Below are 19,986 nucleotides of genomic sequence, written 5' to 3' on the forward strand. Positions count from 1 at the left end.
GGAAAGTCATGCCCGAGACCGAACAGGGCGTGTTCAAGCACTTCCCCACCGATTTCAGAGGCGAACTCCTCCGCCCCCGGGACCCCGGTTACACGGCAGCCCGAGCCATCTTCAACATGCACGACGGCGGGGCGACGCCGGCCCTGATCGCACGGGCCGCCGACGAGCGGGACGTACTGGCCGTCACACGCTTCGCCACGGAGACAGGCACTCCGCTGGCCGTACGCGCCGGAGGCCACGGCGTCGACGGAACGGCCATGCCGGACGGCGCACTCGTCCTCGACCTCACCGCGCTCAAAGCCATCGACGTCGACAGGGCGACCGGCGTCGTACGCCTGGGCGCCGGGGTGCTGCTGGGCGAGATGGATTCCGCGCTGGAGAAGTACGAACTGGCCGTCCCGGCCGGCACGGTGAGTACCACGGGCGTCGCCGGCCTCACCCTGGGCGGCGGCGTGGGATACAACATGCGCCGGTACGGGGCCACCGTGGACAGCCTGCTGTCCTGCGACGTGGTGACGCTCGACGGGCGCCGGGTGCGGGCGAGTGAACAGGAGAACCCGGACCTGTTCTGGGCGCTGCGGGGCGGAGGCGGCAACTTCGGTGTGGTGACCGGCCTGGAGTTCCAGGCCCGGCCTATGTCGCGCCAGGTGGCCGCCGGCTTCATCCCCTTCCCACTGGCGCACGCCCCCGAGGTGCTCGCCGCACTGCGCGAGCACATGCCCACGGCGCCGAGGGAACTGTCCGTCATCGCCGCCCTGACCGAGTGTCCGCCCCTGCCCCCGCTGCCGGTCGAACACCACGGCGCGGACGCCCTGATGCTGATCGTGGTGTACACGGGTCCGGCGGACAGGACCGAGGCGGTGACGGACGCGCTCGCGGCGCTCGGACCGGCCATCGCCAAACTGATCGCGCCGGTCCCCTGGTCCGCGGCGAACAGCATGCTCGACGTGATCGCCCCGCTCGGCCGCCGCGTGTACACCAAGGGCGCGTACCTGTCCGGACTCGGCGACGACGTCATCGACCTCACGGTCCGGCACGCCGCGGGCCATCTGCCACAGGCCGACCCTCCGCTGCCCAGCACCGTCCAGAACCTCTGGGCCATGGGAGGGGCCATCAGCGAGGACTTCGCCGAGGACTCCACAGCCTTCTCCCGGGAAGGCACCGTCTGGTTCTGGGAGGCCGTGACCCAGTGGGACCGGCCCGAGGACGACAAGGGCTTCCACGACTGGGTCGACGCCCTGTACGCGGATCTCAGGCCGCACGCGCGGGACAACTGCTACGTCAACCTCACCACCGACATGGGGCCCGAGTGGCGCCGCGGTGTATGGGGCAGCCCCGAGAAGTACGCGCGGTTGGTGCAGGCGAAGACCACGTGGGATCCGCAGAACCTGCTGCGCTTCAACAAGAACATCGAGCCACTCGGCTCCAGCTGACCGGAAGGAACCCGGAGGGAAGAGGAGGGGCGGCTCCCGAAAGGAGAGCCGCCCTCCTCAGCTTCTGGTCCCCCTCTTCAGCGCCCAGGCACTCGGCTCAGAGCTCCGGGCCTGCCGCCCGCCTTGAGTACGCCGCTCGGCAGGGGGCGGCCTACGGCCTGCTGGGCGAAGCCCGCGGCTTCGACGAGGGCGTCCAGGTCGCACCCGGTGGCCACGCCCATCTCCTCGCAGAGATGGACGAGTTCCTCGGTGGGCACGTTGCCGCTGGCCCCCGGCGCGAACGGGCAGCCGCCCAGGCCGCCGATGGACGCGTCGATGTCGACGACGCCGATCTGCATCGCCGCCAGAATGCACGCGAGTCCGGCGCCGCGCGTGTTGTGCATGTGCAGGCCCACGGGGACGCGCGGGGCGATCTCCTGTACGGCGCCGATCAGTTGGACGACCCGGAGGGGTGTGGCGGTCCCGATGGTGTCGCCCAGGCACAGGGCGTCGGCTCCTTGGGACACTGCCTCCCGCGCGATGTTCAGAACGCGGTCGTCCGGCGTCGGGCCGTCGAAGGGGCAGTCCCATGCGGTGGCGACGATCACTTCGCAGGTGCCGCCCGCGTCGTGCACCAGGTCGGCGATCCTGCCGACTCCGGCGAGCGACTCGGCGGTCGTGCGCTTGACGTTGGCTCGGCTGTGGCCGTCCGCGGCGGACACGACGTACTCGATGGTGCGGACCCCCGCCTCCAGGGCCCGGTGGGCTCCGCCTTCGCTCGCCACCAGCGCGGACCACTGGACGTCCGGCCACTGGCGCAGCGCCTCCGCGACCTCGCGGGCGTCGGCCATGGCGGGCACGGCACGCGGGGAGACGAAGGCTGTGGCCTCGATGCGCTTGAGGCCGCTGCGTACGAGCAGGTCCAGCAGTCGGAGTTTCTCGGCGGTGGGGATCGGGCGCTCGATCTGCAGACCGTCACGCGGGCCCACTTCCCGCAGGTTGATGCGCGGCGGCAGAGGCGGTGTCGTCCTCATGGAGTTCGGATCCTTCAGTCGAGTCCATGGCGCCGAGGTGTGTCTCCGCGGCGCCGGGGTCTGTCACACGACACCCTCGCGCCGCAGCTCCGCGATCTCGTCCGGTCCCAGGGCGAGGAGTTGTCCGTAGACCTCTTCGTTGTGCCACCCGGGTTCCGGCGGGCCCGCCCAGCGCACCGCGCCGGGGGTCCCGGACAGCCGCGGTACGACGCCGGGGCCGAGGACGTCCTCACCGAGGCGTTCGTCGTGATGGGGAACGAGCATGTCCCGGGCCCGGAACTGGGGGTCGACGACGATGTCCGCGGCCGTGTACACCGGGCCGGCGACGACGTCCGCCGCCTCCAGCCGGGACAGCGTCTCGGCGGCGGTCCGCTCGGACACCCAGTCCGCGACGATCGACTCGATCAGTTCCTGGTGCTCCCCGCGGGCCACATGCGTGGCGAAGCGCGGGTCGACGGCCAGCTCGGGGCGTTCCATCGCGGCGCACAGCCGCCCGAAGACCGTGTCCTGGTTGGCCGCCACGATCAGCCACTTCTCGTCCTTGGTGAGGAAGAGGTTCGAGGGGGCGATGCCGTCGAGCCGGGTCCCCGAGGGCTGACGGACCTTGCCGAGCCGGTCGTACTCCGGGATCACCGACTCCAGCAGGGCGAGCGACGACTCGGTCAGGGCCACGTCGACCACCTGTCCCTGGCCCGTCCGCTGCCGGTGGAGCAGGGCGGCGAGCACGCCCTGCACGGCGAACATTCCGGCGAGCGAGTCCCCGAGGGACACCGCCATCCGGGGCGGGGCCTGACCGGGGAACCCGTTGATCGCCCGCAACCCTCCCATGGCCTCGGCCACCGAGGCGTATCCCGGACGGTGGCGGTAGGGGCCCGTCTGTCCGAACCCCGACACCCGGGCCAGCACGAGGCCGCGGTTGGCCGCGCTCAGCCGGTCGTAACCGAGGTTCCACCGCTCCAGCGTGCCCGGACGGAAGTTCTCGATCACGACGTCGGCCTGGCGTACGAGGTCGAGGAACAGGTTCTGTCCGCGTTCCGAGCGCAGGTCGAGGGTGACGCACCTCTTGTTGCGTGCGTGGATCGTCCACCACAGCCGGTGCCCGCGGTAGGCGTGCTGCCCCCAGTCCCGCAGGGGATCCGGACGCCCTGGTGCCTCGATCTTGATGACGTCGGCGCCGTGGTCCGCGAGCAGCCGGCCGGCGAAGGGGCCCGCGACGATGGAGCCGATCTCCAGCACCCGCACGCCCGTCAGCGCACCGCCGGTCATCTCGTTGTGTGAAGCCTCGGCGGCGTCTTCGGCTTCCGCACGCACCGGCATGACGCTCCTTCGGTCGTGTTCCGCCTCGGCGTGGGAGGCGGAGGGAGGGTGACCCGCAGGACAGCTGAAGAGTTGTCAGGGTCGCTGCCCTGCGGGCGACTTGGGGCCCTCAGGCCAGGTCGAGTGCGGCGATGCCCGCCTCCGCCACGACGACGTCGGTCTTGGGGTCACTGCCCGCGACGGCGATGGCGCCGAGCACCTGGCCGTCCTTGATCACCGGCAGCCCGCCGGGCAGGTTGACGAAGTCGGTGGCGGCCTGGCTCAGGACTGCGGCCGGCTCGGGCGGAATGTCACCGGTCGGCTGACCCATGTACGCCGCTGTCCTCGCCTTCTTCAGCACGACGTCGTACGCCAGTTTCGGCGCACCGTCCATCAGTGCCCAGGACCGCAGATGACCGCCGGCGTCCACGATGCCGACGCCGACCGGGGTGCCGAGTTCGCGGGCCTTCTCCACGGCGAACTTCAGCATCTTCAGAGCGCCTCGCTCGCCGAGCTGTTCGGTGATCACTGTTTCGGACATGCTGTTGCCTTCCCGAGGTGGGCCAAAACGTCTGGTACGACTGGGGAGTTGGGGAATTACTGGGGGCGTTCGGTGGCGAGGATGTCCGTGATCCTGGCTCGCAGAATGCGCTTGTCGACCTTGGAGATGTTGGTCAGGGGGAACTCGTCGATCGGCTCGATGCGCTCGGGCCACTTGAACTTGGCGACGCCGATCCCGTCGAGATACTGCTGGACCTCGCCGAGGTCGGGGGCCTGCGCGCCGGGCCTGGGCACGATGAAGGCGCAGGCGCGTTCCCCGAGTCGTTCGTCGGGCATGGCGACCAGGGCCGCGCGCTCCACGGCGGGGTGACGGACGAGCAGGTGCTCGATCTCCGCGGCGTTGACCTTTTCGCCGCCCCGGTTGATCAGGTCCTTGATGCGGTCTTCGAGCCGGTAGAAGCTGCGGCCGTCCTCCGGGACCTCGACGACGATGTCGCCGGTGCGGTAGAAGCCGTCGGAGGTGAAGGCCTCGGCGTTGCGTTCCGGTGCCCGGAAGTAGCCTCGGATGGTGTACGGACCACGGGCGCACAGCTCGCCCGGCGTTCCCGGCGGCACGGCGTCCTCGGTTCCCGGCGCGTACACACGGGCCTCGTCGAACGGGCTGACGGGCGTGCCCACCGTGCGGTGCCTGATCTCGGGGGACGACGAGGTCGGTGTGACCATGCACAGTCCCTCGCCCATTCCGAACATCTGGATGATCCGGCGCGACGGTGTCTCGAAGGTCGCCACGATGTCGGCCGACAGGGGGCCGTTCACCCACACGAGCACACGGAGGCCGGCCAGTGCGTCGAACAGCTCTGGATCCTGCGTCACCATGGCCGCCAGCGCCGGCGACAGCATGGTGTGGGTGATGTGCGGGGCGATCGCCTTGAACTGGACGGCGTCCGGCGCGGCGATGGCGACGCAGCCGCCGACCGAGTGCGCGGCGTGCACTGCGCAGACGATCCCCGCGTTGTGCACCATGGGCAGGAGGTGGGCCACGGTGCCGGTGGAGTCGAGGTCGATGCCCTCGGCGTAGGCCCGCGCGTTGTACCAGTACTCGGTGTGCAGCCTGGGGATCAGCTTGGGGATGTTCGTGGTGCCGCCGGAGAGCTGGAGTACGGCCAGGGAGTCGGCGGGGATGGCGTTCTGGATGGCCTCGACGGCGGCGCGGGCGACCGCGGGATCCTCCGCGCGACCCGTCGACTCCAGCGCCTCCAGGGCGATCGCGCCCGCGGGCGGCGATGCGCTGCCGAGGGTGAGCAGTCGGCGCAGCGTCGGCTGCTCCTTCGCGACTTCCGCGGCCAGGGCGATCAGGTCGTGGCCGCGGAAACCGGGCTCGATGAGATGCGCCGCCGGTTCGGCCTGGCGGGCGATCTCGAGGATCTCGTGCCGGCGGTGCAGGGCCAGGGTGGCGATGGGCACCAGCCCGGCCTTGAGGATTCCGTACCAGGCCAGCGCGGACCAGACGTGGTTCGTCATCTGCAACAGCACCCGGTCCCCGGGCCGCAGCCCGAGGTCCCGCAGCCCGAGTGCGATCCGGTCGGTGCGGCGGTCCAGTTCGGCATAGGTGAGGCGGGCGTCGGGGGTGACCACCGCGAGATGGTCGGGGTGGGTGTCCGCCACCGCGCGGAACTCCTGCGCCAGCGTGCGGTCGGACCAGAAACCGGCGGCACGGTAGCGGCGTACCGCTTCCTCGGGAAAGGCCACGGTGTCGGGGAGTTCGGGTTCCGAAGTCGGCGCTGACTCGGAGGTGGTCGTCATCGGCTCATCCGCTCCTCTGTCCAGGGAACCAGTTCGCGTACTGCCGCCGCGGTCCCGGACTCGTCGCCCTCGGCGAGTGGTCTGCCGAAGTGATCGGCCCGGATACGCAGGTGTGTGGCATCGTCCGCCTTCAGGGCCGCCAGTGCGTCCCGGACGTCGCCGGGGAACACCGAGCAGTCGCCGGTGTACTCGATGACCAGGGTGGGGATGGTCACCCCGCTCAGGGACCGGACCAGCGACGCGTTCGACGAGACGCCGGACCAGGTCGACAGCCATGCCTCCGGTGTGGTCAGGCGTCCGAAGCCGGTGACGCCGTAGTTCGACACCGACGGCCGCGCGCTGATCACCGAACCGTAGGGCCGGTCGGACGGGTCCAGGTGGAGGTCGGTGCAGCGAGGGTCGGCGTCCGTCCGGTAGGTGGTGATGATCGGTGTGAGGACACTGCGTCGGCGGTCCGCCGGGTCGCCCGAGCCGCCCTTGAACCTCTTGCGGGCCGCGAGCCGGCCGGCGATGAGTTCGCGCGCCCGCTCGTCGATCCGTGCGACCCGGGCCCACTGGGCCGCTCCGTAGCGGTCGAGGAATCCGGCGGAGTAGCTCGATCCTTCGGGCGCCTCGCCGAAGCCGTTCGCCGGGTTGTACGGGTCGAGGTCGGGGTCCACCGAGAAGGGGTCCTCCTCGTGCGTGACCGAGGCGTCGATCATGGAGAGGAGCAGCCGTCCCTGGCCGGGGTGCGGGGCGACGAGCACGAGCCCGTCCGGCGCCGGCATCGGCGCCTCACCCAGCTTGACCGGTGCCCCGCCCGGAGTCCTCGTGATGCGGTCCGAGGGTGCCGTCAGTGCCTGCTCGGCGTAGAAGGAGTAGAGGCCGGCGCCCCCGGAGTGGCCGATCAGCACGATGTGCTCGAAGCCGCGTTCCCGCAGGAACTCCATTCCGGCGGCGACGTCCAGCAGCGCGGTCTCGTGGACCAGCCGCAGGTCGTTTCCCACTTCGCGGCCGGCCTGGGCCCAGACGGAGTGTCCCGCCCCCAGCAGCCCGGGGATCAGCGGGTGCCGCTGCAGATCCTGGCGCGGGTGCATGAGGCAGAACACCGTGCGGCTCGCCGCGGCGGGTTCGTACAGGGTGCCCCGGGACACCTCGCCGTCGTACGAGATCAGGGTGTGCAGGCTGATGGCGGTCTTGTCGGGCAGGGGCGCCGGATGCCAGTCCGTCGCCAGGGTCGCCCTGCCGCGACCCGAGGGGATCCGGGCGGGCGTCGTGCCGGTCGTCGTGGCCTCGGTCATGCCTCCACCCTCAGTACGTCGCGGTCGAACCTGGTGATCCGGCCTTCCAGGCCGCCGGCGGGCAGGGTGAACCACACGGCCAGGTGCAGCCCGGACTCCTTGCGGTCGATCTCGAACGGGCCGTCGCTGTGGATGACGACATAACCGTCGCGCTGTTCGACGAGCAGGCCGGACCGGCGGGCGTACTCCACCGCGCCGCTCCACTCCGGCTGGTCGACCACATGGATGGCGGGGCCGCCGACCGGGGAGTGGGCCTGTGCCTTCGCTCGCCAGACGTCCTGGACGGAGGTGCCGCCCGACTCGATCGCCGTGGCCAGCCCGGCCATGGTCCGCTGAGCGTCCTCGGCGTCGAGCCGGGTCAGTTCCCTCAGCGGCCGGGTGAACTCGAAGAAGATCCCGTTCGGGTCGTCCACGTAGATCGACTCGATGGTCTCGTGCTCCACCGTCATGACCTTGTACCCGGCGGCCTTGAGCTTGTCGCGGTACGCCATCAGAGCCGCCTCGTCGGGCACCTCGACGGCGATGTGGTTGGACTGCCGCAGCACCTGGTGGACGGGTTCCGGCCGCGGCCAGCCGAAGTAGTAGAAGAACGCGAGGGTGTCCCCGTTACCGATGTCGAAGAAGAAGTGGACCATGTCGGGGTTGTCGTCCTTGCCCCAGCCCACGGCCGGAACAGCGTGGACGAGCGGGAATCCGAGGAGCTCCCCGTAGAACCGGACCGTCTCGACCGGGTCCCAGCACGGGAAGGCGGTGTGATTCGCCCCGAGAGTTCCGACCTTGTTGGCCTCACCCTTGCCGGTGGAGGCCTTCTGGAGAAGCACGGCAGTTCCCTTCGCCGATTCCATGTTTTCTATCATGGCGATTTTTCAACGCGTGTGTCAATAGGTGGAGTGGGCAACGACCCCTCGCCGTCCCCTCGCAGGTGTGCGACCAGTTCGTCGGGCAGGGGAACGGACTCGAGCGCCTCCCCCGAGGTCCGCGCGTACACCTGGGTGAGACGCATCTGCACCGCCGGCTCCAGGGCACCCACCAGTGCGAAGTCGCTGCGGAAGGTGAGCGAGCGCTTCGAGAGCTTGTCCAGCCACAGGGTGGCGTCCAGCTCGTCGTCCAGCCGGAGGGGGCCGCGATAGGAGAGTTCGGCGTGCACGGCCGGCAGGCCGAAGCCGGAGGCAAGCATCCGCGACGTCGAGAACCCCACATCCGCCAGCCACTCGCTCGACATGCTCTCGGCCCACCTGGTGGGCGCGGCGAAGTAGATCACCTGGGCCGCGTCCGTATCCCCCATCGCGACCCGGAACCTGCGGCGCAGGAGCGGTACGGCGCCGCTCACCCATGGATCCGTGCTCATGACCCCTCCGTGACGTGGACGAGGTCCGTACGCCCGGCGACCACCCCGTCGACGGCGTGACGCAGATACCGGGGGCCGGCCGCGACGTCGACAAGGACGGGGAGCTCGGCTCTGATCCGTTCCCCGACGGCCAGGCGGTCGAGCAGGGCGCCCTGGGAGTCCTCGCCGGTCAGCCGGATGACGGCGGCTCCCCGGTGCAGGAACTCCTCCGCCTGTTCGATCAGTTCGGTGCCGTCCGGCCCCCAGGCGTCGCCGCTGTCGACCCGGACGGTCGCGGTGGTTCGGCCGGGACTGTCGTGGAGACGGCGGGCGTACTGGTGATGCGGCGTGGTGACGGGCTGCCCCAGCACCCAGTCCGCGAGCCCCGAGTCGGGCACTTCGTCCGGCCCGACGCCGGCGAACTCCGCCAGGGCCTGGACCGCGAGTTCCCGGTCGGAGACCAGTACGTCGTCCAGTGACACGGCTCCCGCCCTGCTGAGGTAGGCCATGGCCATCCGGGCCGGACTGAGGTACTGCCGCGTTTCGAACGACTCCCACCACAACCGGCTTCGCGTGGCACGTTCCTGCAGTCGTTCGACCTGGGGATGCCGGGCCTGCTCGAAACGCTCCAGGGCGGCTGTGACCGGTTCGTCCCCCAGGGGCGTCAACGCGTCGGCCAGCGCGATGGCGCTCTCCATCGCGATCTTCGTCCCGGAGCCCAGCGAAGGGTGTGCGGTCGCCGCGGCGTCCCCGAGCAGTACGACCTTGCCGTGATGCCAGCGGGCGCACCGCACGGTGTTGAACCAGCCCCATCGCGACCGGTTGCCCGAGAAGGATCCGCCGCCCAGCTGTGCGGAGAACGCCCTGGACAGGTACTCCAGTGCAGCGTCGTCCGACTCGCCCTCGTCGGACCACTGCCGGTCGCCGAACCCGGCCCGGCTCACGGTCTCGGCGGACGCCTCGATCACGAAGGTGGAGCGCTTCTCGCCGTACGGGTAGGCGTGGGCGACGAACAGCCCGTCCCGGGTCTTCACGGGGACGAACACGCCGCCGTCGAGTGGCGCTTCGGCTCCGCACCAGATGAACCGGCCCCGGCCCGGGGTGACTTCGGCTCCGAACTCCTCCCGATAGCGGCTCCGGGTGGCGCTGGCGGCCCCGTCGGCGGCGATCACCAGGTCGGAGTCGTCGAGCACGTCGGTGACGTCGCACGAGTGGCTCTCCACCTGTACGCCCGCGCCGGTCGCCCCCTCCAGCAGGATCCGCAGCAGCCGCGCGCGACTGATCGCACCGCTGTGGAAGCGGCCGAGGCTCGCATCCCCCTGCGGCAGCCGGAAACCGCTCGACGAGAACGTGTACGCCGCTTCGGTGATCTCCCGGTACAGGTCCGGGTCGGCCTGCCGAAGCGCCTTGAGAAGACCCCCGGTGAGGCCGACCCCGAAGCCGAACGTCTCCTCGGGAGGGTTCCGTTCGTGCAGTGACACGAGCCAGTCGGGGCGCCGGAGGGCCAGCAGCCGGGCCGCGAAGAGCCCTGCGGGTCCGCCCCCGAGTACGTGAACACGTCGAACTGTCATGCTCTACGAATACCCCGAGTTCTACTACTTAGTCAATCATTTTTCATTGACGTCAAATTCATGGGAGCAAGGAACCGCCGGCCGACTGTCGGGCAGGACAGGGCTCGGCCGGCGGTTGGTTGATCCCGAGCGGCGCTGCTCGGGCAGCCCTCAGTCGATGAGGTCGAGGGCGGCCCGAACGACGCTGTCGGCGTCGATGCCGTGGTAGCGGTACACGTCGTCCAGCGCTCCCGACTGGCCGAACCGGCTCACGCCGAGCGTCGTCACCGGAACGTTGTTCACCGTGGCGAGGAAGGCCAGGGTGTGCGGGTGGCCGTCCACCAGCGTCACCAGGGGCGCGGCCCGCTCCGCCGGGAACACCTGGTCCAGGATCCAGCCGGGGGCATCGCCCTGGCCCCGCCGGGCCTGCAGGGCTCGGAAGAGGAGGTCGGGGCTGGTCACGCAGACCACGTCGGCCGCGTGGCCGAGCCCGGCGAGGCGGTCGGCAGCGGCCAGGGCCTCGGGGACCATGGCACCCATGACGGCGATCGTGACGGCGGGCGCGTCGGCCCGTCTGATCGCATAGGCCCCGGCGACCGTCTGGCGCCGACGGCGTTCCCTGGCCGCGGGGTCGGCCGGTACGGCGGCCAGGCTCTGGTCCACCGGCCGGGTGGACAGCCGTAGATAGGCCGAACTGCCCTTCGGTTTACCGAGGTTGGACAGTGATGCCAGCAGGCACCACTCCGTGTCGATGCCGAACGCGGGCTCGTACGACACGCATCCGGGCTGTTCGATGCCCAGCGACGGCGTGGTGATCGACTGGTGGGCGCCGCCTTCGGAGGCGAGGGTGACGCCGGAGGGGGTGCCGACCAGGATGGACTGGCCGCCGGCGTAGATGCCGAACGACCAGGGTTCCAGGGCGCGGTTGACGAACGGGTCGTAGACCACGCCGATGGGCAGCAGGGGCTGCCCCCAGCGGCTCCAGGTGGCGCCCAGCTCGCCGAGCACCCCCACCAGGTTCGTCTCCGCGATGCCCAGCTCCACGTGCTGTCCGGACGGCTTCTCCCGCCAGTGCAGGATGGTCTCGGCGTCGTCGGCGAACCAGTCGGTGCGCTCGGCCGGCGACCAGACCCCCACCTTGTTGAGCCAGCCGCCCAGATTGGTGGACGAACTGACGTCCGGGCTCACCGTCACGATCCGGCCCGCCGCGTCCGGAGCCTTGCGTGTCAGGTCCAACAGCACGCGCCCGAGGGCCTGTTGGGTGTTGCCGACGCCGCCTGGGGCGGTTCGGCCGAGGTCGGCGGGGATCGCGGGCGGTTCCAGCAGCTCCGGTCGCGGCCTGCGAAGCCGCTGCGCCGCCTCCGTGCACAGCGCCGCCTCCGCGGAACCGTCGGCGAAGTCCCGCCAGGGGGCGTCGAGATCCTCGCCCAGGCGGGTTGCCAGCTCCGTCATCTGATCACCCGTCAGGAGGGAGGAGTGGTTCTGCGGATGCCCCTCGGTCGGCAGGCCGTGCCCCTTGACGGTGTAGGCGAAGATCACGGTCGGGCGGGAGTCGTCGATCTCGTCGTACGCGTCCAGCAGGGCCCCGAGGTCGTGGCCGCCGAGGTTGCGGACCGCACTGTGCAGCGTGTCGTCGTCGACGTCCGCGACCAGCCGGGCGATGGGCTGCGAACCCGACCCGGCGCCGGCCAGCCGCTCGCGCAACTGCTGCGGGGTGCAGCGCAGCAGCCGCTGGTACTCCGGGTTCTCCATGGTGTCCAGGCGCAGCCGCAGTTCCTCGCCGCCGGGACGGGCGAACAGTTCCTCCAGAAGCTGCCCGTACTTGAGGGTCAGGACCTGCCAGCCGGCCGCGGTGAACATGCCGCGCACCCGCTCCGCCGCCGGGCCGGGCACCACACGGTCCAGGGACTGGCGGTTGAGGTCGACGACCCAGACGATCTCGCCGAGGCCTGCCACGGTGGGATCCTGTACCGCCTCCCAGATCGCACCCTCGTCCAGTTCCGCGTCGCCCAGCAGCGAGTACTGCCGGCCGGCTCCGGCACCGCCGAACCGGCCGTCGACGTAACGCCGGGCGACGGCTCCCCAGACGGGCGCGGTCGCACCGATGCCCACCGAGCCCGTCGAGTAGTCGACCGGATCGGGGTCCTTGGAACGGCTGGGGTAGCTCTGCAGACCACCGAAGGACCGCAGCTCGGTGAGGTACGACGGGTCGAGCTCGCCGAGCAGGTAGTTGATGGCGTGCAGCACGGGAGAGGCGTGCGGCTTGACCGACACCCGGTCGTCCCGGGTGAGTTCGTGGAACCACAGGGCCGTCATGATCGAGGTCATCGACGCGCTCGACGCCTGATGACCACCGACCTTCAGACCGGAGGGATTGGGCCGCACCCGGTTCGCATGATCGACGATCGCGGTCGCGAGCCACAACACACGCTGCTCGACGCTACCGAGAACCCGCAGCAACTCCCGCCGGGAATCGTCCCGTATCCCCGGACCCGCCGAAGCGACACCAACGACCATGACTTGCCTCTCTGAACTCCCCGGCGACCGGTGTGAACAGCGCCGCGGTCGGATTTCAATGAATGTCGGATTTCAATGAATCAGGGCACGCAGGAGGGACCGGCCGCACGCTCCGCCGGTGCCCTACGGGCGATCAGCTGCGGTGCGCGACCGTCATTTCGAGGCCGTCGAGGTCGGCCCGGTACTCGATCTGACAGGCGAGACGGGAGTTCTCCCGGCGCTCCGCGACCTCGTCGAGCATCTCCGCCTCGTACTCGTCCGGGTCCGGCAACCGGTCCAGCCACTCCTTCTCCACGTAGACGTGGCACGTCCCGCAGGCGGCATTGCCGTTGCACAGACCGATGATCCCGATCTTCTTCGGCCGGAGCTGGAGCATGAGGGCCTTGCCCTCGGGGACATCGAACTCATGACGGACGTCTTTGCGGTCGTGAACAATGATCATTTGGCGGCTCCTGGCGCACACGCTGCGGGCAGCGCAGCGAGATTCGACCATCACATATGTCAACTATCTTACGTAAGCGTCGATCGCCGTCAAGGGGCGAACGGCTGCCCGATCGCCACTCGTTGACATGCTCGTCTAATAACCATCACAATTGTCGATACAGCAGGTGAGGCAAATCGGGCTTGTTCCTCAACAGGGAAGAGAACGTCATGAAGCTTGTGCGCATCCATGGCGCGGGTACCGGCCTGGTGGCCGGCCCTGCCAATGGCGAGGTCGTCATGGACATCGCGCGCGGCCTGGATGAACTCCGACGGCGCGAGCGAACACTGGTGGAGACTCTGGAGCCGTACTTCCCCCAGGGCGGAGGAAGTTGGCTTCCGTTGATCGAGCGGTGGCAGGAAGTCCGCGACCACTTGCGCGTTCTGGTGGATGCCGTGGGGAGCGGACAGCACACGCTCTCGGCCGTCCAGCCGTTGACGGCGGTCCGGTTGGATCCGCCACTGCCCGACCCGGGCGTCCGTATCTTCGCCCTCGGCGGCAACTTCCCCCTGCACGTCTCCGGGATGGACGGAGGCGGAGCCATGGAGCTCCCGGACTCGGTGCGGCAGGGGGCTGCGGGTGGCGTTCCGCCGTGGGGGTTCTACGTCATCCCCGGCACCGTCGTCGGCCAGGACGCAGGGGTCACCCCGCCGCCCGGCACCCAGAAGCTCGACTACGAGGCGGAGGTGGGGGTCGTGCTCGGCGGCGGTGAACACGAGCCGGGCAGTGACCGGATCGACGTCTGGGGCTTCACCGCCTGGAACGACTTCAGCATCAGGGACGCGGCGCTCGGCCTGTCGAAGACCGACCACGGTCCGCTGACGTGGTCGCTGACCAAGAACTTCCGTACCGGCAACAGCTGCGGCCCGTTCATGGTGGTGGACGAGCCGATCCCCGAAGACGGCCTCGGGATCATGTGCAAGGTCAACGGCGAGGTGCGCCAGGACGGCTCGACCTCCGGCATGCAGTACTCCTTCGGGGCCACCGCGGCCCACATCTCGGAGTACGCACCCCTCGCCGGCGGCGACATGATCCTTTCCGGAACCCCGGGCGGCACCGCGATGGAACAGGGTCTCGACGGCCCGTACCTGAAGGACGGTGACCTCGTCGAGGTCCTGATCGAGGGGGCCGGGACGCTGCGCAACCGAGTGGCGCTGAAGGGCTGACCGAAACCCGAGAACCCTGGGAAGGGACACATGCGCTGGGTCACAAGAGCCGATGTCCATCTCGACCGGGTGGCCTCACCCTGGCTCATCCTCCGTTTCATCGATCCCGAGGCCGAGTTCGTGTTCATCGACCCCGACGGGCCATGGCCCACCGACGCCGTCTCCTTCGCCATGCCGGGTGCGGAGATCGGGATCCACGACGAGGACGGCACCACCTTCGACAAGCTCCTCGCCCGCTACGAGCTGACGGACCCGGTGCTGCTCGACATCGCCGACGGGGTCCGCGCCGGCGTCCACCAGGTGCTGGGGGGCGACCTCGGCGACCTGTCAGCGGAGTCCGTCTCCCTCGGGTTCGGCCTGCTCGCGCTCGCCGAGGGGATCATGCTCCGGCACCCCTCCGACCAGCGGAACCTCGAGCACTCGATGGAGATCTACGACGCGCTCTACGCCTACTTCTGGGGCCGGCACCGCGATCCCCGGACCGGCCCGGCGACGTTCTGGGACCGGATCGCCGAGCTGCGATCGGCATGGCCGAACAGGGATTGACGAAATTGTCGAATAATCTACCGCGACCTGAGCCGACCTCGCTCACTCTGCCGCCGGCCGCAACCGCGAACCCCATGGCCGCTGCCGACGTGATCTCGACGTTCGCCCACTACGACCAGCACGGCCACCTCGGAAACCCGCGGATGCTCGAAATGCTCATAGCCAAGCAAGACCTGAAGGAGCACAGATGTCCCCAACCGTAGTGATCATCGGAGGCGGTTACGGCGGATGCGCCACGGCCAAGGCCCTGGACGCTGTCGCCGATGTCGTCCTGGTCGAGCCGAAGGACGCGTTCTTCCACACCGTCGGTGCCCTGCGGGCCACGGTGAACCCGGAGTTCATGCCCCAGGTGTTCTTTCCCTACGAGGGACTGCTCGCCAACGGACAGGTGGTGCGCGACCGGGCGGTACACGTGGAGCCCGGCGTCGTGACACTGGCCTCGGGTAAGGAGATGAACGCCGACTACCTCGTCCTGGCCACCGGCTCCAGCTATCCCTTCCCCGCCAAGCACGACCTCGACGACACCGCCGCCGCCCGGGCGAAGTACCGGCAGGCACATGACGATCTCGCCACCGCCGAGCATGTGCTGCTGCTGGGCGGCGGTCCGGTGGGGCTGGAGTTCGCCGGTGAGATCAAGGCCGTCTGGCCGCGGAAGAAGGTGGTGATCGTCGATCCGGTCGCCGACATCCTCAGCGAGTACGAGTCCGAGCTGCGTGAGGAGGTCCGCCGTCAGCTCGCGGAGCTGGGCGTGCAACTCGTCCTCGGCTCCCCGCTGCAGGAGGACCCGCCCACCGCGCCCGGCGAACGCGGCACGTTCCACGTGACCACCGACTCGGACGTCGAGATCACCGGCGACATCTGGTTCCGCTGCTTCGGGGTCGTCCCCAACACGGCGTTCCTCGCCGGCGCCCTGGCGGACGCTCGCTGGGAGGACGGACGGGTCGCGGTGACCGACACTCTTCAGGTCAAAGGCCAGAGCAGCGTATTTTGCCTCGGGGACAGCACCGACGTCGCCGAGCAGAAGCGCGCCAGCGCGGCGATACGGCACTCGGAGGTGGTGGCGGCCAACATCAAGGCCCTCATCACGGGCGAAGGGGAGCTGACCACGTATCAGCCCGGTCCGCCCGCCATCCTGTTGCCGCTCGGTCCCAACGCAGGCGCATCCCAGATGCCCGGTCAGGGAGTGCTGGGCGCCGAGGTCACCGCCCGGTACAAGGGCGCCGACATGATGACCGAGCGGTTCAGGGAGATGCTCTTCGGCACGGGGACGGCCTGATCGTCCGAAACGCTGTCCCGGGTCCAGGGATCCGGGACAGCGGCGTTCACTGTTCGGCGGTACGGGCGTACCGGCCGCGGTGGAAGAGCAGGGGACGCGAGTCCGAGACGGCGTCGAGTGCGTGCACCCTGCCGACGACGATCGAGTGGTCCCCGCCGTCGTACTCGGCATGGAGAGTGCAGTCGAGCCAGGCCAAGGCGTCCGGGAGCAGCGGGGATCCGTTCGGCGAGGAGCCGAACTCGATGTCGGTGAACTTGTCGCCCCCGGACACGGCGAACCTGTCGCTGAGCGTCTCGTGGTGATCCGCGAGAATGTTGATGCAGAAACGTCCGGAGTTCCTGATCCGTGGCCAGGTGGTCGACGACTTCGACGGGCAGAGAACGACCAGCGGCGGATCCAGGGACAGGGACGAGAAGGACTGGCAGGTGAATCCCGTGGGTGCGCCGTCGGTCATCGACGTCACGACGGTCAGGCCGGTACAGAACTGGCCGAGGACATCGCGGAACTTCCTCGGATCGATATCTCCGCCCATGTGCGGAACAGTGTTCGCCAGTGACATGCGGTCCTCGTGTAAGTAAGGGTGCAAGCGCTGTTGATCAGGTGTCCCGGCCTACTGTCTCCGGCCAGGAGGCGCCGCCCGCGACCAGGCGTCGGGCCCTGTTGAACTGCCGGGGACTTCCTCCGAATCCCACCGCGCCCACGACCTTGTCGCCGTCGCCGAGCACAGCCAGATAACTCTCTTCCTCCGGGCTTCCGTCGAGGAAGTGGACATGCTCCGCGCGTGCTGTTCCGGCGAGCTGAAAGCGCTGGCCGAACTGGTCGGACCACACATAGGGCACCCCGGTGTACGGTTCCGCCGCTCCTGGGTCGAGCAGGTTCAGCGCCGCCCGTCTCGCCTGTTCCCGGGCATTGGTCCAGTGCTCGACCCGGATGGTCTCGTGGGTTCCCGGGCGCGGCCACCGGGCCGCGTCCCCGACGGCGTGGACACCCGGGGCGGAGGTCCGCAGTGTCGCGTCGGTGACGACACCGTCGTCGACGGCCAGCCCCGAGTCGGCCAGCCACCCGGTCGCCGGCACCGCGCCGATACCGACGACCACGAGATCCGCGTCCAGCACGGTGCCGTCCGTCAGCTCGACCTTGTCGACCCGCTCAGTCCCCAGGAGCCTGGCCACCCCGACCCCGCAGGTCACCCGTACTCCGTTGGCGCGATGGAGACGGACGACGGGTTCCGCCAGGTCAGGGCGCACAGCCCGCTGGAGTGCGGAGGGTGCGGCTTCGACGAGTGTGACGTCCAGGCCGAAGTGTCGTGCGGCCGCGGCGATTTCGCAGCCGATGAAACCGGCTCCGACCACCACCACGGACGGACTGCCCGTGCTCATGGCCTCCTTGATGCGCCGGGCGTCGTCGAGCGTGCGCAGGGTGTGCACTCCGTCGAGGTCGAACCAGCCTCGCGGGCGTACGGCCTGGGATCCGGTGGCGATGATCAGTCCGTCGTACGGAAGATGCGACGTGCCCACACGCAGCTTGCGCGATGTCAGGTCGAGGGACTGCGCGGGGGTCCCCAGGTGCAGGTCCACCTGGAGGTCCGCGAGTTCCTCCTCGGTGATGAGGCGGACCTCGTCCTCCTCCATCTCTCCGATGAGGAGTTCCTTCGACAACGGCGTCGGATTGTAGGGGAGTTCCGGGTCGGCGCCCACGAGCGTCAGCCGACCGTCGTAGCCGGCGGCACGCAGCGTCTCCAGCGCCTGGACACCCGCGACGCTGCCGCCGACCACGACGATGTTGCTCAGCATGTCCGCGCTGCCCTCAGCTCTTGCCGGACTGGGCGCGCTTCGCGGTGAGCTCAGCCACGAACTCGTTGTCGAGGACGTGTTCCATGAGCTCGGGGTCGATGTCGTCCGCGCCGGTCATGTCACGGTTGGGGTCGTTGAAGGCGATGGAGTATCCGTCGTTGCTGTCGGGGCCGCCGGCCTCCGCGAGGATCTCCCACCAGTTGCCGTCCATGTCCTGGAAGTAGAACGAGTACGCGCCGTGCTGGTCCTGGGGCTTGGCGATGCGCCCCAGGCCGTACTCGGCCTTGACGCTCAGCAGCTTCTGGTAGGCGTCGTTGACGGCGTCGTTGGTGCGTACGTCCAGGCCGTTGTGGTCCACGAGGCGCATGGGACTCTTCTGCCCGTCCTCGATGACGACGTAGGAGTGCGCGCTGCCCAGCCGGATCATCAGGCCCACCGGGGCGTGCTGAATCACTTCCAGGCCCAGGACCTCCTCGTAGAAGCGGCGGGAATCCTGGATGTTGACGACCGACAGAGTGCCGTGGGAAATCATCTTGATGTCGAGCAGTGGGGTCTTCGTGCGGTAGCTCTTGGTGATCTTCGGCTCGATCTCCGCCATTGCCTTCACTCCCTTGTGAATGTGGTGCGGTGTGCTTGGTGCTACGAACCGGTCAGCTGCGGGGCGCGACCGTCATTTCGAGACCGTCGAGTTCGGGGCCGTACTCGATCTGGCAGGAGAGCCGGGAGTTCTCCCGGCGTCCCGCGACCTCTTCGAGCATCTCGGCCTCGTACTCGTCCGGCTCCGGCAACCGGTCCAGCCACTCCTTCTCCACGTAGACGTGGCATGTCCCGCAGGCGGCGTTGCCGTTGCAGAGACCGATGATCCCGACCTTCATCGGCCGGAGCTGGAGCAGAAGGGCCTTCTTGTCGTGGGGTTCGAGCTCGTGGCGGACGTCATCCCGGTCATGAATGATGATCATTTGGCGGCTCCTCGGGCGTCGGGCGTGCTCCACATCCAGATTGCCGTCACGCCCGTCAACTATCTTACGTAGACGTTGAGAGCCGTCAAGATGGCGGACCCGAATTGAATTCGGATGCCTCTCCGCTGGCCATGCCCCGCGCGGGGCATGGCCAGCCCCCACCAGACAGGGACCGCTGATCCATGGATAAACCTTCCTCTCCCGCCCCCGCGCAGGTGCTTCTACGGTCGAGAGTGCGGGCGCTCACCGGCCCGCCATAGCGAAGGAGAGACCCCCATGAAGATGACCGGCAACACGATCCTGATCACCGGCGGCACCTCGGGCATCGGCCGCGGACTCGCCGTACGCCTGCACGAGGGGGGCAACAAGGTGATCGTCGCCGGTCGGCGCAAGGAACTCCTCGACGAGATCGCGGCCGAGCACCCGGGCATCGACGGACTCGTCCTCGACGTCGCGGACCCCGACTCGATAGCCCAGGCCCGTGAGACCGTGGCGGCGAGTTACCCGGAGCTGAACGTCCTGGTCAACAACGCCGGCATCATGCTGCAGGAGAACATCCTCGACCCGGCCGACCTTCAGATCGCCGAGGACCACATCACGGTCAACCTGCTCGGCGCGATCCGGGTGACGTACGCCTTCCTCCCCCTTCTGATCGGCAAGGACGGCGCGGCCGTCATGAACATCACCTCCGCACTGGCCTTCGTCCCGCTGCCGATCACCCCCACCTACAACGCGACCAAGGCCGCCCTGCGCTCCTTCTCCGAGAGCCTGCGCGTCCAGCTCGACGGAGCCGGCGCCGGCGTCCAGGTCATCGAGTCGGCCCCGCCCGGCGTGCGCACGACCCTGCTCGGCCAGCAGGACTCCCCGAACGCCATGCCGCTGGACGAGTTCCTCGACGAGACCCTCGGCCTCCTGCGCGAGAACCCCGACGCCAAGGAACTCGTCGTCGAGCGCGCCAAGTTCGTCCGCTACGCGGAGGCCAACGGCGCATACGACCAGGCCCTCGCCATGCTCAGCGGCGTCTGAGCCTGTTCGTGAAGCACAG

19 protein-coding genes are annotated in these 19,986 nt (G+C 69.2%); 5 read left to right on the top strand and 14 right to left on the bottom strand.

All coding sequences use genetic code 11. From position 1 onward, the window contains the following. Positions 1–8: 8 nt before the first annotated feature. Positions 9–1,433 (top strand): FAD-binding oxidoreductase, encoded by a 1,425-nt coding sequence (locus tag ACFPIH_RS16140; protein WP_381172413.1) that lies wholly within the window; start codon positions 9–11, stop codon positions 1,431–1,433. A 77-nt stretch (positions 1,434–1,510) separates the two neighbouring features. Here the strand turns inward: ACFPIH_RS16140 and ACFPIH_RS16145 are convergent, their stop codons facing one another. The 10 genes from ACFPIH_RS16145 to ACFPIH_RS16190 all read right to left on the bottom strand — a co-directional run bounded on the left by ACFPIH_RS16145 (position 1,511) and on the right by ACFPIH_RS16190 (position 13,162). After that, complete coding sequence (locus ACFPIH_RS16145; RefSeq protein ID WP_381172411.1) at positions 1,511–2,446, bottom strand: hydroxymethylglutaryl-CoA lyase; 936 nt, start codon at positions 2,444–2,446, stop codon at positions 1,511–1,513. A gap of 63 nt (positions 2,447–2,509) precedes the next feature. Continuing rightward, entirely contained in the window at positions 2,510–3,763 is a 1,254-nt protein-coding gene (locus tag ACFPIH_RS16150) for a CaiB/BaiF CoA transferase family protein (RefSeq protein ID WP_381172409.1), read from the bottom strand. A gap of 109 nt (positions 3,764–3,872) precedes the next feature. Beyond that, entirely contained in the window at positions 3,873–4,283 is a 411-nt protein-coding gene (locus tag ACFPIH_RS16155; protein WP_381172407.1) for a GlcG/HbpS family heme-binding protein, read from the bottom strand. Positions 4,284–4,339: 56 nt separating this feature from the next. Beyond that, complete coding sequence (locus ACFPIH_RS16160) at positions 4,340–6,046, bottom strand: (2,3-dihydroxybenzoyl)adenylate synthase (protein ID WP_381172405.1); 1,707 nt, start codon at positions 6,044–6,046, stop codon at positions 4,340–4,342. Beyond that, complete coding sequence (locus tag ACFPIH_RS16165) at positions 6,043–7,326, bottom strand: alpha/beta fold hydrolase (RefSeq protein WP_381172403.1); 1,284 nt, start codon at positions 7,324–7,326, stop codon at positions 6,043–6,045. The genes ACFPIH_RS16160 and ACFPIH_RS16165 overlap by 4 nt, the downstream gene beginning before the upstream one ends. After that, entirely contained in the window at positions 7,323–8,171 is an 849-nt protein-coding gene (locus ACFPIH_RS16170) for a VOC family protein (RefSeq protein ID WP_381172401.1), read from the bottom strand. The genes ACFPIH_RS16165 and ACFPIH_RS16170 overlap by 4 nt, the downstream gene beginning before the upstream one ends. Before the next feature lie 8 nt (positions 8,172–8,179). Next, a complete protein-coding gene (locus ACFPIH_RS16175; RefSeq protein ID WP_381172399.1) occupies positions 8,180–8,674 on the bottom strand; it encodes an acyl-CoA thioesterase in 495 nt (164 codons plus the stop codon). Then, entirely contained in the window at positions 8,671–10,224 is a 1,554-nt protein-coding gene (locus ACFPIH_RS16180; RefSeq protein WP_381172397.1) for an FAD-dependent monooxygenase, read from the bottom strand. Before ACFPIH_RS16180 ends, ACFPIH_RS16175 begins: the two co-directional genes overlap by 4 nt. Positions 10,225–10,374: 150 nt before the next feature. Continuing rightward, complete coding sequence (locus ACFPIH_RS16185) at positions 10,375–12,720, bottom strand: transketolase-like TK C-terminal-containing protein (protein WP_381172395.1); 2,346 nt, start codon at positions 12,718–12,720, stop codon at positions 10,375–10,377. 133 nt (positions 12,721–12,853) lie between these two features. Then, entirely contained in the window at positions 12,854–13,162 is a 309-nt protein-coding gene (locus tag ACFPIH_RS16190; RefSeq protein WP_381172393.1) for a 2Fe-2S iron-sulfur cluster-binding protein, read from the bottom strand. A 209-nt stretch (positions 13,163–13,371) separates the two neighbouring features. Between ACFPIH_RS16190 and ACFPIH_RS16195 the strand changes: the two genes are divergently transcribed. From ACFPIH_RS16195 to ACFPIH_RS16205, 3 genes are all read left to right on the top strand, one after another. Further along, positions 13,372–14,367: a fumarylacetoacetate hydrolase family protein gene (locus ACFPIH_RS16195; protein WP_381172391.1), complete on the top strand. Its 996-nt coding sequence runs from the start codon at positions 13,372–13,374 to the stop codon at positions 14,365–14,367. A 30-nt stretch (positions 14,368–14,397) separates the two neighbouring features. Then, positions 14,398–14,913, top strand: a complete 516-nt coding sequence (locus tag ACFPIH_RS16200) for a chromate resistance protein ChrB domain-containing protein (protein WP_381172389.1) — start codon at positions 14,398–14,400, stop codon at positions 14,911–14,913. A 187-nt stretch (positions 14,914–15,100) separates the two neighbouring features. Beyond that, the gene (locus ACFPIH_RS16205) at positions 15,101–16,189 is read left to right on the top strand and encodes an FAD-dependent oxidoreductase (RefSeq protein WP_381172387.1); all 1,089 of its coding nucleotides are present in this window, start codon (positions 15,101–15,103) and stop codon (positions 16,187–16,189) included. A 46-nt stretch (positions 16,190–16,235) separates the two neighbouring features. Here ACFPIH_RS16205 and ACFPIH_RS16210 read toward each other — a convergent pair whose 3' ends face one another. The 4 genes from ACFPIH_RS16210 to ACFPIH_RS16225 are packed head-to-tail and all read right to left on the bottom strand — an operon-like array spanning position 16,236 to position 18,941. After that, positions 16,236–16,748, bottom strand: a complete 513-nt coding sequence (locus ACFPIH_RS16210; RefSeq protein WP_381172385.1) for a flavin reductase family protein — start codon at positions 16,746–16,748, stop codon at positions 16,236–16,238. A 37-nt stretch (positions 16,749–16,785) separates the two neighbouring features. Next, the gene (locus ACFPIH_RS16215; protein WP_381172383.1) at positions 16,786–17,982 is read right to left on the bottom strand and encodes an NAD(P)/FAD-dependent oxidoreductase; all 1,197 of its coding nucleotides are present in this window, start codon (positions 17,980–17,982) and stop codon (positions 16,786–16,788) included. 13 nt (positions 17,983–17,995) lie between these two features. Then, entirely contained in the window at positions 17,996–18,580 is a 585-nt protein-coding gene (locus ACFPIH_RS16220; RefSeq protein ID WP_381172381.1) for a VOC family protein, read from the bottom strand. A 52-nt stretch (positions 18,581–18,632) separates the two neighbouring features. Further along, complete coding sequence (locus ACFPIH_RS16225) at positions 18,633–18,941, bottom strand: 2Fe-2S iron-sulfur cluster-binding protein (RefSeq protein ID WP_381172379.1); 309 nt, start codon at positions 18,939–18,941, stop codon at positions 18,633–18,635. A 276-nt stretch (positions 18,942–19,217) separates the two neighbouring features. Here ACFPIH_RS16225 and ACFPIH_RS16230 point away from each other — a divergent pair, with 276 nt between their 5' ends. Further along, complete coding sequence (locus ACFPIH_RS16230) at positions 19,218–19,967, top strand: SDR family oxidoreductase (RefSeq protein WP_381172377.1); 750 nt, start codon at positions 19,218–19,220, stop codon at positions 19,965–19,967. Positions 19,968–19,986 lie beyond the last annotated feature (19 nt).

Origin of the sequence: Streptomyces vulcanius, assembly GCF_042653945.1 — a bacterium.
Taxonomy (GTDB): domain Bacteria; phylum Actinomycetota; class Actinomycetes; order Streptomycetales; family Streptomycetaceae; genus Streptomyces; species Streptomyces mangrovi.

Excerpts from the sequence above, each read along its gene's own strand:
- ACFPIH_RS16140 (WP_381172413.1), top strand. The coding sequence starts at position 9 with ATGCCCGAGACCGAACAGGGCGTGTTCAAGCACTTCCCCACCGATTTC.
- ACFPIH_RS16145 (WP_381172411.1), bottom strand. The coding sequence starts at position 2,446 with ATGAGGACGACACCGCCTCTGCCGCCGCGCATCAACCTGCGGGAAGTG.
- ACFPIH_RS16150 (WP_381172409.1), bottom strand. The coding sequence starts at position 3,763 with ATGCCGGTGCGTGCGGAAGCCGAAGACGCCGCCGAGGCTTCACACAAC.
- ACFPIH_RS16155 (WP_381172407.1), bottom strand. The coding sequence starts at position 4,283 with ATGTCCGAAACAGTGATCACCGAACAGCTCGGCGAGCGAGGCGCTCTG.
- ACFPIH_RS16160 (WP_381172405.1), bottom strand. The coding sequence starts at position 6,046 with ATGACGACCACCTCCGAGTCAGCGCCGACTTCGGAACCCGAACTCCCC.
- ACFPIH_RS16165 (WP_381172403.1), bottom strand. The coding sequence starts at position 7,326 with ATGACCGAGGCCACGACGACCGGCACGACGCCCGCCCGGATCCCCTCG.
- ACFPIH_RS16170 (WP_381172401.1), bottom strand. The coding sequence starts at position 8,171 with ATGGAATCGGCGAAGGGAACTGCCGTGCTTCTCCAGAAGGCCTCCACC.
- ACFPIH_RS16175 (WP_381172399.1), bottom strand. The coding sequence starts at position 8,674 with ATGAGCACGGATCCATGGGTGAGCGGCGCCGTACCGCTCCTGCGCCGC.
- ACFPIH_RS16180 (WP_381172397.1), bottom strand. The coding sequence starts at position 10,224 with ATGACAGTTCGACGTGTTCACGTACTCGGGGGCGGACCCGCAGGGCTC.
- ACFPIH_RS16185 (WP_381172395.1), bottom strand. The coding sequence starts at position 12,720 with ATGGTCGTTGGTGTCGCTTCGGCGGGTCCGGGGATACGGGACGATTCC.
- ACFPIH_RS16190 (WP_381172393.1), bottom strand. The coding sequence starts at position 13,162 with ATGATCATTGTTCACGACCGCAAAGACGTCCGTCATGAGTTCGATGTC.
- ACFPIH_RS16195 (WP_381172391.1), top strand. The coding sequence starts at position 13,372 with ATGAAGCTTGTGCGCATCCATGGCGCGGGTACCGGCCTGGTGGCCGGC.
- ACFPIH_RS16200 (WP_381172389.1), top strand. The coding sequence starts at position 14,398 with ATGCGCTGGGTCACAAGAGCCGATGTCCATCTCGACCGGGTGGCCTCA.
- ACFPIH_RS16205 (WP_381172387.1), top strand. The coding sequence starts at position 15,101 with ATGTCCCCAACCGTAGTGATCATCGGAGGCGGTTACGGCGGATGCGCC.
- ACFPIH_RS16210 (WP_381172385.1), bottom strand. The coding sequence starts at position 16,748 with ATGTCACTGGCGAACACTGTTCCGCACATGGGCGGAGATATCGATCCG.
- ACFPIH_RS16215 (WP_381172383.1), bottom strand. The coding sequence starts at position 17,982 with ATGCTGAGCAACATCGTCGTGGTCGGCGGCAGCGTCGCGGGTGTCCAG.
- ACFPIH_RS16220 (WP_381172381.1), bottom strand. The coding sequence starts at position 18,580 with ATGGCGGAGATCGAGCCGAAGATCACCAAGAGCTACCGCACGAAGACC.
- ACFPIH_RS16225 (WP_381172379.1), bottom strand. The coding sequence starts at position 18,941 with ATGATCATCATTCATGACCGGGATGACGTCCGCCACGAGCTCGAACCC.
- ACFPIH_RS16230 (WP_381172377.1), top strand. The coding sequence starts at position 19,218 with ATGAAGATGACCGGCAACACGATCCTGATCACCGGCGGCACCTCGGGC.